This window comes from Acinetobacter sp. TY2, assembly GCF_046269225.1.
Taxonomy (GTDB): Bacteria; Pseudomonadota; Gammaproteobacteria; order Pseudomonadales; family Moraxellaceae; genus Acinetobacter.
This window is the reverse complement of record NZ_JBJZOR010000016.1, coordinates 1-14,618: the sequence shown is the minus strand read 5'-3', so window position 1 is coordinate 14,618 and position 14,618 is coordinate 1. Positions and strand designations below refer to the sequence as shown.

At 38.1% G+C, this 14,618-nt stretch carries 15 protein-coding genes; 3 read left to right on the top strand and 12 right to left on the bottom strand.

What is annotated here, in order from left to right:
- The first annotated feature begins 74 nt into the window (after positions 1–74).
- The 3 genes from ACK1JC_RS11190 (at position 75) to bfr (ending at position 1,566) form a co-directional block, all read left to right on the top strand.
- Positions 75–458 (top strand): RidA family protein, encoded by a 384-nt coding sequence (locus tag ACK1JC_RS11190; protein ID WP_409511953.1) that lies wholly within the window; start codon positions 75–77, stop codon positions 456–458.
- 182 nt (positions 459–640) lie between these two features.
- A complete protein-coding gene (locus ACK1JC_RS11185; RefSeq protein WP_409511952.1) occupies positions 641–835 on the top strand; it encodes a bacterioferritin-associated ferredoxin in 195 nt (64 codons plus the stop codon).
- A gap of 266 nt (positions 836–1,101) precedes the next feature.
- A complete protein-coding gene (gene bfr / locus ACK1JC_RS11180) occupies positions 1,102–1,566 on the top strand; it encodes a bacterioferritin (RefSeq protein ID WP_409511951.1) in 465 nt (154 codons plus the stop codon).
- A gap of 68 nt (positions 1,567–1,634) precedes the next feature.
- Here the strand turns inward: bfr and ACK1JC_RS11175 are convergent, their stop codons facing one another.
- From ACK1JC_RS11175 to rimP, 12 genes are all read right to left on the bottom strand, one after another.
- Positions 1,635–3,278, bottom strand: a complete 1,644-nt coding sequence (locus ACK1JC_RS11175; RefSeq protein WP_409511950.1) for a Wzy polymerase domain-containing protein — start codon at positions 3,276–3,278, stop codon at positions 1,635–1,637.
- A 74-nt stretch (positions 3,279–3,352) separates the two neighbouring features.
- The gene (gene tfpZ / locus ACK1JC_RS11170) at positions 3,353–4,090 is read right to left on the bottom strand and encodes a TfpX/TfpZ family type IV pilin accessory protein (RefSeq protein WP_409511949.1); all 738 of its coding nucleotides are present in this window, start codon (positions 4,088–4,090) and stop codon (positions 3,353–3,355) included.
- 46 nt (positions 4,091–4,136) lie between these two features.
- Entirely contained in the window at positions 4,137–4,556 is a 420-nt protein-coding gene (locus tag ACK1JC_RS11165) for a type IV pilin protein (protein WP_409511948.1), read from the bottom strand.
- 116 nt (positions 4,557–4,672) lie between these two features.
- Positions 4,673–5,866 (bottom strand): serine hydrolase domain-containing protein, encoded by a 1,194-nt coding sequence (locus ACK1JC_RS11160; protein WP_409511947.1) that lies wholly within the window; start codon positions 5,864–5,866, stop codon positions 4,673–4,675.
- 63 nt (positions 5,867–5,929) lie between these two features.
- Entirely contained in the window at positions 5,930–6,418 is a 489-nt protein-coding gene (locus tag ACK1JC_RS11155) for a pilin (RefSeq protein WP_409511946.1), read from the bottom strand.
- Positions 6,419–6,618: 200 nt separating this feature from the next.
- Positions 6,619–7,179 carry a TPM domain-containing protein gene (locus ACK1JC_RS11150; protein ID WP_409511945.1) on the bottom strand — a complete coding sequence of 187 codons (561 nt, stop codon included), beginning with the start codon at positions 7,177–7,179 and terminating at the stop codon, positions 6,619–6,621.
- Positions 7,173–8,249 carry a TPM domain-containing protein gene (locus tag ACK1JC_RS11145; RefSeq protein WP_409512007.1) on the bottom strand — a complete coding sequence of 359 codons (1,077 nt, stop codon included), beginning with the start codon at positions 8,247–8,249 and terminating at the stop codon, positions 7,173–7,175. Before ACK1JC_RS11145 ends, ACK1JC_RS11150 begins: the two co-directional genes overlap by 7 nt.
- A 74-nt stretch (positions 8,250–8,323) precedes the next feature.
- Entirely contained in the window at positions 8,324–8,914 is a 591-nt protein-coding gene (locus ACK1JC_RS11140; protein WP_409511944.1) for a LemA family protein, read from the bottom strand.
- A 220-nt stretch (positions 8,915–9,134) separates the two neighbouring features.
- The gene (locus tag ACK1JC_RS11135) at positions 9,135–9,542 is read right to left on the bottom strand and encodes a ribosome-binding factor A (RefSeq protein ID WP_409511943.1); all 408 of its coding nucleotides are present in this window, start codon (positions 9,540–9,542) and stop codon (positions 9,135–9,137) included.
- Positions 9,542–12,241: a translation initiation factor IF-2 gene (gene infB / locus ACK1JC_RS11130; protein WP_409511942.1), complete on the bottom strand. Its 2,700-nt coding sequence runs from the start codon at positions 12,239–12,241 to the stop codon at positions 9,542–9,544. The genes ACK1JC_RS11135 and infB overlap by 1 nt, the downstream gene beginning before the upstream one ends.
- A 10-nt stretch (positions 12,242–12,251) precedes the next feature.
- Entirely contained in the window at positions 12,252–13,736 is a 1,485-nt protein-coding gene (gene nusA, locus ACK1JC_RS11125; RefSeq protein ID WP_409511941.1) for a transcription termination factor NusA, read from the bottom strand.
- 50 nt (positions 13,737–13,786) lie between these two features.
- Positions 13,787–14,311 (bottom strand): ribosome maturation factor RimP, encoded by a 525-nt coding sequence (rimP, locus tag ACK1JC_RS11120; protein WP_409511940.1) that lies wholly within the window; start codon positions 14,309–14,311, stop codon positions 13,787–13,789.
- Between the last annotated feature and the right edge of the window lie 307 nt (positions 14,312–14,618).

Genomic DNA, 14,618 nt, shown 5'->3' with positions numbered 1-14,618 from the left:
TTTTAAACAATTGATGCTTTCATGAATACAATCCATCGCTTATGATGGATTGAGTTGAAACTAAGGAGAAGTCAATGTCCCGCCAAGTGATCCATACAGAAAATGCACCCGCAGCAATTGGTACCTACTCCCAAGCCATTTTAGTCGACAATACACTGTATCTTTCAGGTCAAATTGGTTTAGATCCATATAGCATGGAATTGGTTGAAGGCATTGAAGCACAAATCCGTCGTGTTTTTGATAACTTAAAAGCAGTTTGTGAAGCTGCGGGTGGCTCGCTAGCAGATATTGCAAAGCTCAACATTTTTTTAACCGACTTATCGAATTTCCAATTGGTCAACCAAATTATGGGCGAATATTTTGCTCAACCTTATCCTGCACGTGCAGCATTAGGTGTTGCAAGCCTACCAAAGAATGCATTGGTTGAAATGGATGGTATTGTGATCATCAATCAATAACACAAAATAGATCAAAAAATAAATTATTGATTATACTGAATAAAAAAATACCACCAATCAGGTGGTATTTTTTTATCTAAAAACTCAATTAATATTTACATATATCTAAATGAATTTCATTGACAAACGATAATAATTATCAATAATATCTATTATCGCATTTAATACTGTGGTTCATTCTCATGTACGTTTGTTTGTGTCGTGGCATTACAGATCAAGATATTAAAGACGCCGTTGCAAATGGCGCTGAAAGCTATCGTGAAATTCGCGACTTGCTTGATCTTGGCACATGTTGTGGTCGCTGCGCACCCGAAGCAAAAAGTATTATCAATGAAGAGTTAGCTGAAATTGCTGGGCGCATATCAATTGCAGCCTAATGAATAAATTTTAACTATAACCAATAATAACTTAAGTTTTCTATGATCCACGGATCATCTTCCTCCCCCGCTCCGACTCAGAGCGGGTTATTTTTATCTGAACACACACTTTCTATTTTAATTGATTACAGTCTTTTATGCGTTTGATTGCGATTTTCATTTGCCGTTCTATAAATCACTTCTAAGCCTATGCAAAGCACGCTAATATAAGCTCAAGATCTGCCTTAATTTTTAAGGCTCAATATAATTCGAAAGGAGCTTTGACCATGAAAGGCAATCGCGATGTCATTCAACAACTCAATCAAGTGCTTTATCATCACCTCACAGCCATTAACCAATATTTTTTACATTCACGTATGTTTAATGATTGGGGTATTGAGCAATTGGGTTCTGCTGAATATAAAGAATCAATTCGTCAAATGAAACATGCAGATAAAATTATTGAGCGTATTTTATTTCTTGAAGGTTTACCAAATTTACAGCATTTGGGTAAATTATATATTGGGCAACATACTGCCGAAGTGCTTACCTGCGATATACGTAAAGTTAAAGAAAATATTGATGCCCTCAAAATTACCGTTGATTTAGCTGAAAAAAGTTTAGATTACGTTACGCGTGATTTGATTCAGGAAATTCTAGAAAAAGAAGAAGAATATTGGGATTGGCTCACCACTCAGCTTGATCTGATTGAGTCAGTTAGCATTGAAAATTACATTCAAAGCCAAATGTAATTTTCGATTGCCAAATATAAAAAATCCCCAAACAATTGGGGATTTTTTATATCAAGGCGTACAATAACTTATTTCACAGTCGAGCTTGGCAGTAAATCTTCATACTTTTTATCAAGCCCATGCAACGTTTTGAGAATCCACAATTGATGTTGAGCCTCTTTGACTTTACCGTTATACGCTAAGACTTGAGCATATTTTTCAATATCATAACGAGAAGCTAAGTTCGCAACCATTAAACGGATATGCTCTAGTTCAGACTCACTTAATTTCGTTGCAGAATTTAAACCAATCCACCAAATACGATCATTAAACTGCGTCAACACCCAAAGCTTTTGATCAAGAACCTGTTGCTGTTCCACAGTCAAAGGTTGCTTTTTATTGACTAAAACACTTTGCTGTTTATACAAGCCATAATCACGATAAACCATTGCACAGACAACCAAACTCAGAATTGTAAATCCATACACAATGGCAGGCTTTAAATTAAATTCAGGTAAATCTTTATATTGTGATTGGATAAAACCGAGTAAAAATCCCATAGGCAGTAAAAAATAAGCATAGTGAATTGGGTATTCCAACATTGCATGAATCAGAATAGCGCAGACCATAAGCGTTGCAACAATTGACTCAATATCACGCACACCCTTATTCAGCCAATATAACCATCCTGTAAAATACAGTAAGATTAGACCACCCAATGGAATACCATTCCAAATGAGTAAATCTAAAACAATGTTATGTGCGCTCTTATACCACTCATGGGATGGATACAAATCGAATGCTGCAATTTGCGCCATTCCTGTCTGATTCCAACCATAGCCCACCCAAGGATGCTGTGTAATCGCAACTAAAGCCTGATTCCACATATCTAAACGTAAATAACCAGAAGATGCTCGCTCTACAACAGATACTGTTTCAGTCACCTGAGCAGGTGAAATACTTTCAATCAATTGATTTAATGATGGTAAAACAAAAATAATTCCGATGAAAAGACCAACCCAAGTGAGCAATTTAAGAAATCCAAATCGCTTTGCCTGCCCAAATTGTTTAATCGCTAAATAACCAAGTGTAAATAAGCATACCACCCAAGCTGTTCTAGACTGAGTTAGTGCAATCGTTAAAATAAAAATCAAAGCCATAGGGACAAGTACAAGACTTGGAGCAATGCGTTTTTCATAAAAATATAATACTCCAAACAATCCTATGGTTAAAAATGTCGCTAGATTATTCGGTTGAGCAAAATTAGCATATGGACGATTACCTTTTAAGATGTTCATATACGGGTAAAATGCTGTATTCAGTTGTAACCACTGTAAAATTGCAATTACACTTGAAAGCAACCCAATGATGATAACCACACTACTAAAAAGTTTAAGAACTTTGACTCGTCCTTGCTGCTGTGCAAGGTTATAGCCAGTCACGATCATGACCCAGAAAAATAAGATATATGCAGTACAAAGTAGTGCATTACTAAAATATAGAATCTGCCCTGCGAGTAGTTGTATTGTTGGTATCGTTAAAAATAGTGCAAGCAACCATTGTGGTTTTGCAATACTAAATTTTTCTTTGTAAAACGTTGCTAAAACTAGTGCACAAGCTGACAAAAAAGTCAGCATTTCACTACCAAATGTTGTCCAAGGAGTTTTATGAAACGGCAATAAGCAGGCTGCAACAAACAGCGCAACCGAGAGCGTATAGAAGTAGGCTTTCATTGGGGGATGCGGAATAAAAAAACTGCGGGTATTATACACGCAGTTTTTGGGTTACTTTTAAGATTATTAAAGGATTAATTCCATGGTCTTAAATCGACAATTTTAACAACTTCAGCTTTTTCTTTATCTAATAAAACGACCATATCTACAGCTGTAGCTCTTAAAGGCAACCATGCATCTGCTTGAGGATATTGTTTTAAAATAGTTGAAACTTCGATTTCTTTATTATACTTTTTTAGATCATCTAATTTTTTCGCATACTTTTGAATACCTTCTTTCGCTTTCCCTAATGTTGTGTAACGTTCAGGGTAATGTGCAGGCATAACTCCCTGTGATAGATCATCAAATAATCTCTTATTTTGCGCTTCAACTGTTGCTTCTTTTTTAATAGATACAAATTGCGGAGTGAACCAATTTATTTTTTTATATTCTGCATCCGCTAAATGCATACCTTTTTGTTCAATTTCATTTGCTCTTACAATATCAAACTTATCAGCATGTTCATAAGAAATCCAAACAGGTCTCCCTTGTGCGATATTAAATACGCCATAACCTAACGCTATTAACTGAATAAGCACAATTACAGTTAAATCCATTTTTAATGTTTTTTTCCCTTCTTTATATACAAGAAGTGTTAGCAAAGGACCAATAATGACATCAATTACGATTAACATTAAAAAAATATGCGTTACACCAATGGCTTTTGCTAAAGGGGTTGGATACCAAATAAAAAAAACCAATCCAATAATCATAATTGCAATGACTATTGAAATAGCCAGATGCCCTAAAAAAAATTTGATACGCTTAGACATATTTTAATCTATTATAAAATAATATAAATTTTATTGAGTTAATCATTTAAACACAACCTATTGGCTTTAAATTAGCAGGAATATCATTCGATGTTGAACACCCCCAACCGCCGTCCTGTATTTTATTCAAATAAATAAACTTATTTTCAATTGCAGATGCTACATTTTTTAATTTACATTCCAATGCTGGGGTTGCTATTCCATTTACAGGCGCATATACCGAATAAGTACAAATATTTGATGGAGAAAATCCAATACTTGCTACTGTAAAACTGCCATTTGAAGCATCTAACATAATTAAATCGTAATGAGCTGTTACCCCCTTTAACTCAATAAAAGCACTTTTAAGTTGGGTCTTCACAACATAGCTTTGGTAAGAAACAACTGCAAGTGCAGATAAAATTCCAATGATTGCGACAGTAATCATCAATTCGATGAGCGTAAAACCATTTTTATATTTTTTCATATTTCGATCTTAAATACTCGTATAATGATTACAAGTATAAACAAGACTAAAATATTGAATAGTCAAAATAAATCGTGTCACAGAAAAAAGAAAAAAGTGACACTTTTTTACATTCCTCAATACAAATTCATTAATCCATCATATATTTTTAGTTTTGTACGATCATATTCCTGTTGTCCATGCTCTGCCTGACCACTTGATAATAAGGTTAATACACCTCCATATTCATCAACAACAACCAAAGAACTTGCACCCAATAATGTCCCATCACGGAAATATACTTTCAAACTTTTAGCATTCTCCTGATATGGAAACATTGCATAACCATAACAATCTCTTAATTTGTTTAGATCACATGAAATATTAGGTTGGCTTAAAATATTAGGCTCAGGTTTATTGATCATTTTCTTCACTTGTTGCGCAAGAGATATTGCACTCCCTGATAAGCCTGCTGATGAATCGAGCGCAGGATAATCAAAAGTAGTATAAATATCACCATAACCTGTCAAACCTGTTTCGATATAACGATACTTCGCCTCATCATCAAAGCGTTTATTTTCTAAAAATCGTATATTATCTTTTTCTAACTCATACTCTTTTTGAATAAATTGTTGATAACTTTGATGTGTTTTTTTTGCAATCATCTGTCCTAACAAACAATAGCCCAAGTTTGAATAACTAAAAGTGGTGTTTGGATTGAAAGCCAATTGAATATGCGATAGCTTTTCAAGTGCAGTTGGACAAAAAGGTTTATCCCCGCTTCTAAACATTTCATCACCCATTAAACCCGTTCGACTAAAACCCGCCCGATGCAACAATAAATCTTCAACTTTAATCTCTTCAACACGTAAATCATCAGGTTTTGGAATATTAGGCAATAAATTTAAAATAGGCTCAGCTAAACTAATTTTCTTTTGTTTAACCAAATCAAGTATTGCATCACTTGTCCAAAGCTTAGAAACACTCGCATAACGAAAACGAATCTCCGCATTGACTTTTTTTGAAAATAACGGCACGCCCAAATAACCACTTTCACAATGAAATAACCGCCCTTGCGGAGATATATATGCAATCTGACTATTTGGTGCTCTGTGTGATAGGCTTACATCTTTTAAAGTTTCTTTTAACCACTCAGGACTTTGATCTGAACAGCTTAATGCTGTTGTTTCAAGTCGAGCCTGTAAGGGATACAGTTTTAAAACCAACTTATTTCGTGCAACAATATTTACATAATAATAAATACCAATCACAGTCACAATTAAGATGAAAGCAACAAGTAAAATTTCTAATAATTTCAGCTGACGATTCATTTTTTCCCCAAAAAAAGAAAACCTCCCATAAAGGGAGGTTTAAATACATCTTAATTATTTAAATTATGGCTTAGCTGCTTTTGCTGGGCAACCAGATGGAGCAAATTTAGCATCAATCGTACCTGCATCACAAGACCACGAACCACCGTCTGTATCTGCCGCACGTGTCCAAGTAATTGTTTTTGTTTTTAAAGCACCAGCTGAAGAAGCACCAAATGTACCTTTAATCGTACCTGCACCCGTTGCTGATACGAAAGAAAGTGTTGGTTGTGTTAAACCAGCTGTATCTTTACCACCACCTTGAGGAACCTCACCTTCTGTAGTAGCACCCAACATGCTTGAGCCAGGAATGTTAAAAGTACATTCTTTACCATCAGTTAAACATAGGTCAACTAATGTACGAAGGCTACCCAACTCACCTACAACACGCGTTACTTGTGCTTTAGTTACATAATTTTGGTACTGTGGAATCGCAATTGCAGCAAGAATACCGATAATCGCAACAACGATCATTAACTCGATAAGGGTGAAACCCTTTTGAACTGATTTCATAACATTCTCCAAATTATAAATTTTTATCGCTTTTCAGCAATTTTCTTTTAAAGCCAACATATTAGAGTAAAAACATATCAACCTTTAACACAATCCTTATTCTAGTTTTTTAGCTAAGCTTTTCAAGGTTTTTTTTCTGAATTGTGTACTTTCGTAGTTTTGTGTAAAAAAGTGACATTTTTGGTCAGTAAAAATTAGATTTAATTCAATATAATTGGACTATTTGTTAACTCATTCTCATTTCCACTCATCTGCTGATCATAAAATTGATTCAACACTTGCCCAATTTCAGAAACGCCATCAATAACAGCTTTTCTGTAGTGCTTTTCTTTTAGCTTGAGCGTTATGGCATTACAAATTATTTGCCAAACTTGCGCTTCCGTCGCTTGGTGAATCCCACGGTCAATCACTATTTCAACCTGTTGTTCACACAAGTTTAAATATAACAACACACCACTGTTATATTCAGTATCCCATACACCAATTTCAGCAAAAAGTTGTTGTGCCCGCAATCGAGTATTTTGATAGTAAGCCGATGATGCAGGAATATGTCCTTCTATGACCACCTGAATTTCACCAACATGCCCCATTTCAGCCTGTTTTACTGCTTCTGCAATCGCAGTTTGATCCACTTTGCTAAAGTAGCGTTTTGATGCAGGCATATACACAAAGTGTTTCAACCATCGCTTAAAGCTCGGTACTGTACGCTGTTGTAAATTCGGTTCAGTAACAAGTTCTGTTGTATCTGTTTTAGTTACCATGAGCCTGATGCACCTCCTCCACCAAAACCTCCACCACCACCACTATAGCCTCCTCCGCCACCAAAGCCACCACCACGCCCTCCTCGACCACCACCTGATAAAAACATTTGGAAAATAAGTTGTGCGAGTGAAGTTAAAATTAAAAAGAAAATACCAAAACCCATCATCAAACTAGTAATAATACCTGCGCCATAAATCAAACCTGCTGCCGTACCTGTTACTCCTGCAACAGCTGCACTTAAACGATTACCTAAAAATGAAGATGCCAACACACCAATCACCAAAATGACCAATGCACTCGTTAATGCTTTATCTTTGGCTTCTTGTTCATGAACAGCTTGAGCCTGACGCTCTTTTAATTCATCGGCAGCTTTTTGTGCCGTTTCAGGATCCATATTTAAAATATTTTCAATTTCATTTATGCCTAAAATTAAACCTTGCCCATATTGTCCATTTTTAAATGCAGGCGTAATTTGATTACGAATAATTCGACTGGCAACAATATCGGGCAACACTCCTTCAAGCCCATAACCTGTGGCTATGTGGATACGCCGATCATTCACGGCAACGGCTATAAGCAAACCATTATCTTGTTTAGCTGAACCGAGCTTCCACTGCTCTGCCACACGCATCGCAAAATCAAAAATACTTTCTTGCCCTGTCGTTGACACAATAATAATGCCAATTTGCGCCTTACCTTGGTTATAAATCTTTCGGATTTGATTTTCGAGTTGCTGTTTTTCACTCGCAGATAAAATATTTGCCTGATCAATGATTGGAGCATTTAGTGTAGGTAATTGTCGAAAATTTTCTCCCGCAGCCATATCATTGGGAACTTGAGGTAATGTCTGGGTTTGCGTTGTTTCTTGTGCAGGTACAGTCGTATTTACTGTGGCTGTCGGCTGACTTTGCCCTGTTACATTGGGAATAGGTAAGTTATGATTCGGTAGAACCTTACCTAGAACCACAGCATCTTCAGCCGTTGTTTGATCTGTTGCTGTTGCAACTTCCGCATGTGCAATTGAGATAAAAATAGAAAACAAAAAACTTATGAAGATGAAAAATATCATATTCATGGATTTTCTATTGATCATTTCATTTTTCAGATCAGACATACACCCTCTCAAGCTCAACTATTGAGTACTTAGTTAAAGCTCACTGTTGGCGCTTTTTGCGCTGTGCTATCGGCACTGAAGTTTTCTTTAGTTTTCATTCCAATCACTTTTGCGGTCATTGCCTGCGGGAATTGACGTACATAAGTATTGTAATCTTGTACAGTTTCAACATAGCGTGTCCGTGCTGTACTAATTCGGTTTTCTGTACCTTCAAGCTGAACTTGTAAATCACGGAATTGTTCATTGGCTTTTAAATCTGGATAATTTTCAGTCACTGCAAGTAACCGTGACAACGCACTCGTCATTTGCGCCTGTGCTTCTTGGTACTTTTTAAATAATTCAGGATTTTCTAGAACTTCTTTATCAACCTTTAAGCCTGCAACATTGGCACGTGCTTCAGTCACTTCTGTAAGCACCTTTTCTTCATGTGTTGCGTAACCCTTTACAACATTCACTAGATTCGGCACAAGATCGGCACGGCGTTGATATTGGTTTTGAACTTCAGACCATGCCGCATTCACTGATTCATCTTTGGCTTGTAAAGTATTATAACCACAACCTGAAAATACCAATGTACTTGTAAGCGTCAGTGCAAGAAGACCTTTTTTTATAGCATTCATTATATAAACCTCAGTTATTTATTTGTATTTGTTGATATAAAATCATTTTAAACAGTTTTTTGAGAAATATTGTATCTTTTCTTTAATGACAAAAACTCCTTTTGGTCCATAGATTACGCTTATCTTCAGCAAGATTTCTACCTCATAACACTCAGAATATCATTACCCAAAAAACAAAAAAGCCACCCAAAGGTGGCTTTTCTATTAAGCATAATACAACTTATTCATCATCTTTTTTTGCTTCATCAGTAGGAGGTAAGTCCTTCACTGCTTCCGCAATCAAACCAAACATATAGTTACCATATGCATTGGTTTTGTCGTAATGGAATCGCAAACGTGGTGTTATACGAGTCTTAATATTACGACTTAATTCATGACGCAGGAAACCTGATGCTTTATTTAAAACCTCAAGTGTTTCCTTGTTTGCAGCTTCACTTTGTTCATCACCAAGTTCACGACCCATTACGGTCACATAAACTTCGGCATAACCTAAGTCTGGGCTGACTTTCACCGCAGAGATGGTTACAAGACCACCTAAGCGTGGATCTTTTAGCTCTTGACGGATGAGCTCAGACAACTCACGTTGTACTGTATCCGCCATGCGCTTGAGACGTTGACTACCCGCCATTAAAGACTCCGTTTAACCAATTTAACATCATACACTTCGATCTTATCGAGTGGTTTAATGTCTTTATAACCTTTAACTGCAAGACCACATTCCATGCCTGCACGAACTTCTTCAACCACTTCTTTATAACGACGAAGAGATTCAAGCTCACCTTGGAACACAACCACGTCATCACGTAATACGCGAATCGGTTTGTTACGATGCAATACACCTTCAAGAACCATACAGCCTGCTGCTGCACCAAATTTACTTGAATGGAATACTTCACGTACTTGCGCCACGCCAAGAATTGTTTCACGGTGTTCTGGTTCAAGTTTACCGCTCATTGCTGCTTTAACGTCATCAATCAATTGATAAATAATTGAATAATAACGAATATCAATACCATCAGCATCTGCTTTCTGACGCGCAGTATTATCTGCACGAACATTAAAGCCAAGCAATACAGCTTCAGAAGATTCAGCAAGTGTTACATCAGACTCAGTGATTGCACCAACGCCCGAACCAATCACACGTACTCGAACTTCATCTGTAGACAAACCATTCAATGCAACTGTAAGCGCTTCCAAAGTACCACGTACATCAGTTTTAAGCACAACATTGACGTAAGGAACATTTTTCTTGCCCATTGATGACATGATATTTTCAAGACGCATTGCAGACTGACGTTCAAGACGCTGTTCACGTTCACGTGCCATACGCGCATCTGCAACTTCACGTGCTTTTTTCTCATCACTTACAACAAGAACTTCATCACCCGCCATAGGCGCTTCTGGAAGACCTAAGATTTCTACTGGAATCGAAGGACCTGCAGATTGAATACGCTTACCATTTTCATCTGTCATCGCACGAACACGACCGTATGATGCACCCGCAAGAACGAGATCACCTACTTTCAATGTACCGTTTTGAACAAGAATTGACGTTACAGCACCACGGCTATTATCAATACGTGCTTCAATAACAACACCTTGTGCAGCACCTTCTTCAGACGCTTTCAATTCTAACAATTCAGCTTGAATTGAGATAAGGTCTAGAAGTTCATCGATACCTTGACCAGAATGCGCTGAAACCATTGCAACAGGAACATCACCACCCCATTGTTCAGGTACGATTTGCTTAGTTGTCAATTCGTTCAATACGCGATCTGGATCAGCAGATTCTTTATCCATCTTGTTGATTGCAACAATGATTGGCGTACCCGCTGCACGTGCATGGTCAATTGCTTCCGCAGTTTGTGGCATAACACCATCATCAGCAGCAACAACAAGAACCACAATATCAGTCGCTTTCGCACCACGTGAACGCATTGCAGTAAATGCAGCATGTCCTGGAGTATCTAGGAAAGTGATAATACCTTTGTCCGTAGTAACGTGATATGCACCAATATGCTGTGTAATACCACCCGCTTCGCCTTGTGCAACTTTCGCACGACGAATACGGTCAAGAAGCGATGTTTTACCATGGTCAACGTGACCCATAATCGTAACAACTGGCGCACGTGTAGATTGTACACCACGCGCTTCTTCAGCAGCTTCCATCAAGTTATCTTCAGCTTGCGTATCAGAAACAAGAACTGGGTTATGACCCATTTCTTCAACGATCAGCGCTGCAATTTCTTGATCAATCGCTTGATTCTGAGTAACAAGCTCACCCATTTTCATAAGTGACTTAATAACTTCACGAACTTTGATCGCCATTTTCGCAGCTAAATCAGCAACAACAATCGTTTCACCGATTTCAACATCGTAAACTTGTTTCTTAACAGGTTTTTCAAAACCATGTTTATTTGAAGAACTTGTTTTCAAGCCACGTTTAGGTTGCTTGCTAAAGCTTTGCTCTTCTTGACCACGACGTCCACCTTTTTTAGGCGCACGTGCAGTTGGTGTATTCGCACCGCGTTTAATATCGCGATCTTCTTTCGCAAATGAATCTTCGTATGCTTGACCTACAAGACCAGCAGCCAACGGAGAATCATCAACTACACGAATAGTTGCAGTTGCATCTTCAGACGAATATTTCGTCGCCATTTGACGCATTTGTTCAAGAGTACGCTGTTGCGCTTCTTCAGCCGATTTTTTACGTGCTGCTTCTTCAGTTGCTTTTAATTTTGCCGCTTCAGCATCACGTGCACGTTTCTGTTCAGGCGTTTCAATCGCTTTTACAGTCGCTTTAGTAATTGGTTTGTTGTTTGATTTACGCTTAACAACAACTGCTGCTTTAGGTGTTTCTTTTGCAGCCGTTTGCTGTTTTGCAGCAGCACGCATTTTTTCAAGGCTTGCCTTTGCAGAATTTCCAGCTTTTTCAGCTTCTTTCTGCACTGGAGCAGCTTGAGTTTTCGCTTCTACAGCTGGCTCTGCTTGCGCTTTCGCTAAAGCTTCAGCTTTAATTTGTTCAGGATCAGGCTTAGTAAACGTATGTTTTTTACGGATTTCAACATTAATCGTTTTGGCTTTACCTGAAGTACTCGCAACTTTAGCGGTACTCGTAGTTGTACGTTTCAACGTGATTTTTCCTGCATTTACATTATCCTGCCCATGAATCTTCTTCAAATGGCTGACCAATGCTTCTTGCTGTTCAGTGGTAATTTTATCTTCTGCTTTCTTTTGCGGAAGACCTGCGTCGCGAACCTGATCAAGCAGTTTTTCAACCGGAAGACCTACACTGACTGCTAACTCTTGAATTGACTTATCCGTCATGTATGACCTCCTAGTTAAACCATGATTCACGTGCTTTCATAATCAATTGACCTGCTGTTTCTTGACTAAGACCTTCGATATCAGAAATATCGTCAGTTGCTTGGTCGGCAAGATCATCAACAGTGATTACGCCACGAGCGGCTAATGCATAAGCAATCTCAGAAGTAATCCCTTCCATCGCTAGAAGTTCTGAGCTCGGTTCTTGAATATTTTCTTGCTGTTGAAGTGCATCCGCCAAAGCAATTTCTTTTGCACGGCTTTGTAATAATTCTACAAGCTCTGCATCAAGTTCAATTTCATCGAATGTTTCAGCTGGAACATAAGCAATCTCTTCTAAAGAAGTGAAACCCATTTCCACTAAAGCCATTGCAAGATCTTCTTCGATATCTAAACGAGATACGAACATGTCAAGATATTGCTGTGCCTCATTTTGCTGACGTGCACGATATTCATCTTCAAGCATCATATTAAGCTTAAAGCCTGTCAATTCAGATGCAAGGCGAACATTTTGACCTTGTGAACCAATTGCACGTGCAAGTTGATCACTCGTTGCAAAAATAATATCCGCTGTATGTTCTTCTTCGTCAAGTACAATACCCGACACATCTGCAGGCTCTAAAGCACTTGCAATGTACTGTGCAGGATCATCAGACCAAACTACAACATCAATACGTTCACCGTTTAATTCAGACTGAACCGCTTGAATACGCGTTCCACGCATACCAATACACGCACCGACTGGATCAATACGATGATCATTCGTCTTCACAGCAATTTTCGCACGAACACCCGGTTGACGAGCCGCGCCTTTAATTTCAATGATTTCTTCAGAAATTTCTGGAATTTCTTTCTTCATCAATGCAATTAGCATTTCAGGTTTAGCACGAGACAACAACAATTGTGCGCCACGACCTTCACGATTTACATTATAAAGGATTGCTGTAATACGCTGTTTTGGACGAAGCATTTCTTTTGGAATCATATCTTCACGAGATAAATATGCTTCAGCATTTTCACCAAGATCAATAATAAAACCATCTTTGGTTTGCTTCTTCACTTCACCGTAAATTAACTCACCAACTTTTTCTTCGTAAGCATCTGCAATTAAAGCACGTTCAGCTTCACGGATTTTTTGCACAATCACTTGTTTCGCAATCTGCGCTGCAATACGACCAAACTCAATTGATGGTACTTCTAGTTCACGTACATCACCAATTGACCATTGTTCAGGATTCATATCAGAAATGGCATCTTGACATGCAGGCATTTCATGATCTTCATCAGCAACGACTGTCCATTGACGGAACGTTCTGTAATCACCTGTTTTGCGATCAATTTCTACACGCAATTGTGCTTCTTCAGCATGCGTGCCGTCATAATATTTTTTTCGAGTTGCAGCGACAAGTGCCTGCTCAAGCGCTTCAAAAATCGCTTCGCGGCTGACACCTTTTTCATTACTGACCGTCTCTGCAACGGTAAGAATTTCACGACCCATAAGTCACCTACTTTTTAAATTCTTATTCGTTAAATTTAAATAAATCTGGTTTAATCCTGATAGATCAAATTCGCTTTATCAATATTACCGCTATCAATTTCAAGCACTTGTTGATTTTCAACTTCAACTTGAATGTATTCATTCTCAAGATCAACAGAAATCAATTTTGCTTGAAACTTACGGCGGTTTTCGACCGCTGCAATTAGACGCAAAGCAACCTGCTGTCCAATATACGCCTGCATTTGTTTAAGTTCAAAAAACGGACGATCCCAACCAGGAGAGGACACTTCAAGCGCATACTCACCCGAAATTGGATCGTGTACATCCATCATTGCACCGACTTGTTGAGTCACACGTACACAATCCTGTACGCCAATACCACGACCCTGCACAAGTTCACCATTTTCATCTAAAACTGGCGCTGCATTCTCATCAATATCTTTATCGATATAAATACGTAATAGGGAGCGTTTACCTTGAGGATTGAATTCAATACCCCATAGATCTACGTTACAAGCCTGCACAGCAGGTGCAATTAAGTCCTGAAGTGCTTGAGTTTTATTTGATAGCTTCATTTACTCTCGTCAATTTGCGCGATTTTATCGGTTATTTATACAACCGAAACCTGATCCATACACACTATAGTAGTAGTGAAACATGACACTTTAACTTTACGCCGTATACGGCTCATATCGACACTACACGATAGCCAATAAAAAAGGGCGTAATCGCCCCTAGTGTTACACAGAAAAACCGTAGTCCACTGTGCAAAAAGACCCACCTATATGTGAGCCTTTTTAGAAACTTGGTAGCGGGAGCTGGATTTGAACCAACGACCTTCGGGTTATGAGCCCGACGAGCTACCAGACTGCTCCATCCCGC

Bases quoted from the DNA above. Each gene is read 5' to 3' on its own strand.
- ACK1JC_RS11160 (WP_409511947.1), bottom strand. From the start codon at position 5,866: ATGAATCGTCAGCTGAAATTATTAGAAATTTTACTTGTTGCTTTCATC.
- ACK1JC_RS11135 (WP_409511943.1), bottom strand. From the start codon at position 9,542: ATGGCGGGTAGTCAACGTCTCAAGCGCATGGCGGATACAGTACAACGT.
- ACK1JC_RS11190 (WP_409511953.1), top strand. From the start codon at position 75: ATGTCCCGCCAAGTGATCCATACAGAAAATGCACCCGCAGCAATTGGT.
- ACK1JC_RS11145 (WP_409512007.1), bottom strand. From the start codon at position 8,249: ATGATATTTTTCATCTTCATAAGTTTTTTGTTTTCTATTTTTATCTCA.
- ACK1JC_RS11150 (WP_409511945.1), bottom strand. From the start codon at position 7,179: ATGGTAACTAAAACAGATACAACAGAACTTGTTACTGAACCGAATTTA.
- rimP (WP_409511940.1), bottom strand. From the start codon at position 14,311: ATGAAGCTATCAAATAAAACTCAAGCACTTCAGGACTTAATTGCACCT.
- ACK1JC_RS11165 (WP_409511948.1), bottom strand. From the start codon at position 4,556: ATGAAAAAATATAAAAATGGTTTTACGCTCATCGAATTGATGATTACT.
- infB (WP_409511942.1), bottom strand. From the start codon at position 12,241: ATGACGGATAAGTCAATTCAAGAGTTAGCAGTCAGTGTAGGTCTTCCG.
- ACK1JC_RS11140 (WP_409511944.1), bottom strand. From the start codon at position 8,914: ATGAATGCTATAAAAAAAGGTCTTCTTGCACTGACGCTTACAAGTACA.
- nusA (WP_409511941.1), bottom strand. From the start codon at position 13,736: ATGGGTCGTGAAATTCTTACCGTTGCAGAGACGGTCAGTAATGAAAAA.
- tfpZ (WP_409511949.1), bottom strand. From the start codon at position 4,090: ATGTCTAAGCGTATCAAATTTTTTTTAGGGCATCTGGCTATTTCAATA.
- ACK1JC_RS11155 (WP_409511946.1), bottom strand. From the start codon at position 6,418: ATGAAATCAGTTCAAAAGGGTTTCACCCTTATCGAGTTAATGATCGTT.
- ACK1JC_RS11185 (WP_409511952.1), top strand. From the start codon at position 641: ATGTACGTTTGTTTGTGTCGTGGCATTACAGATCAAGATATTAAAGAC.
- ACK1JC_RS11175 (WP_409511950.1), bottom strand. From the start codon at position 3,278: ATGAAAGCCTACTTCTATACGCTCTCGGTTGCGCTGTTTGTTGCAGCC.
- bfr (WP_409511951.1), top strand. From the start codon at position 1,102: ATGAAAGGCAATCGCGATGTCATTCAACAACTCAATCAAGTGCTTTAT.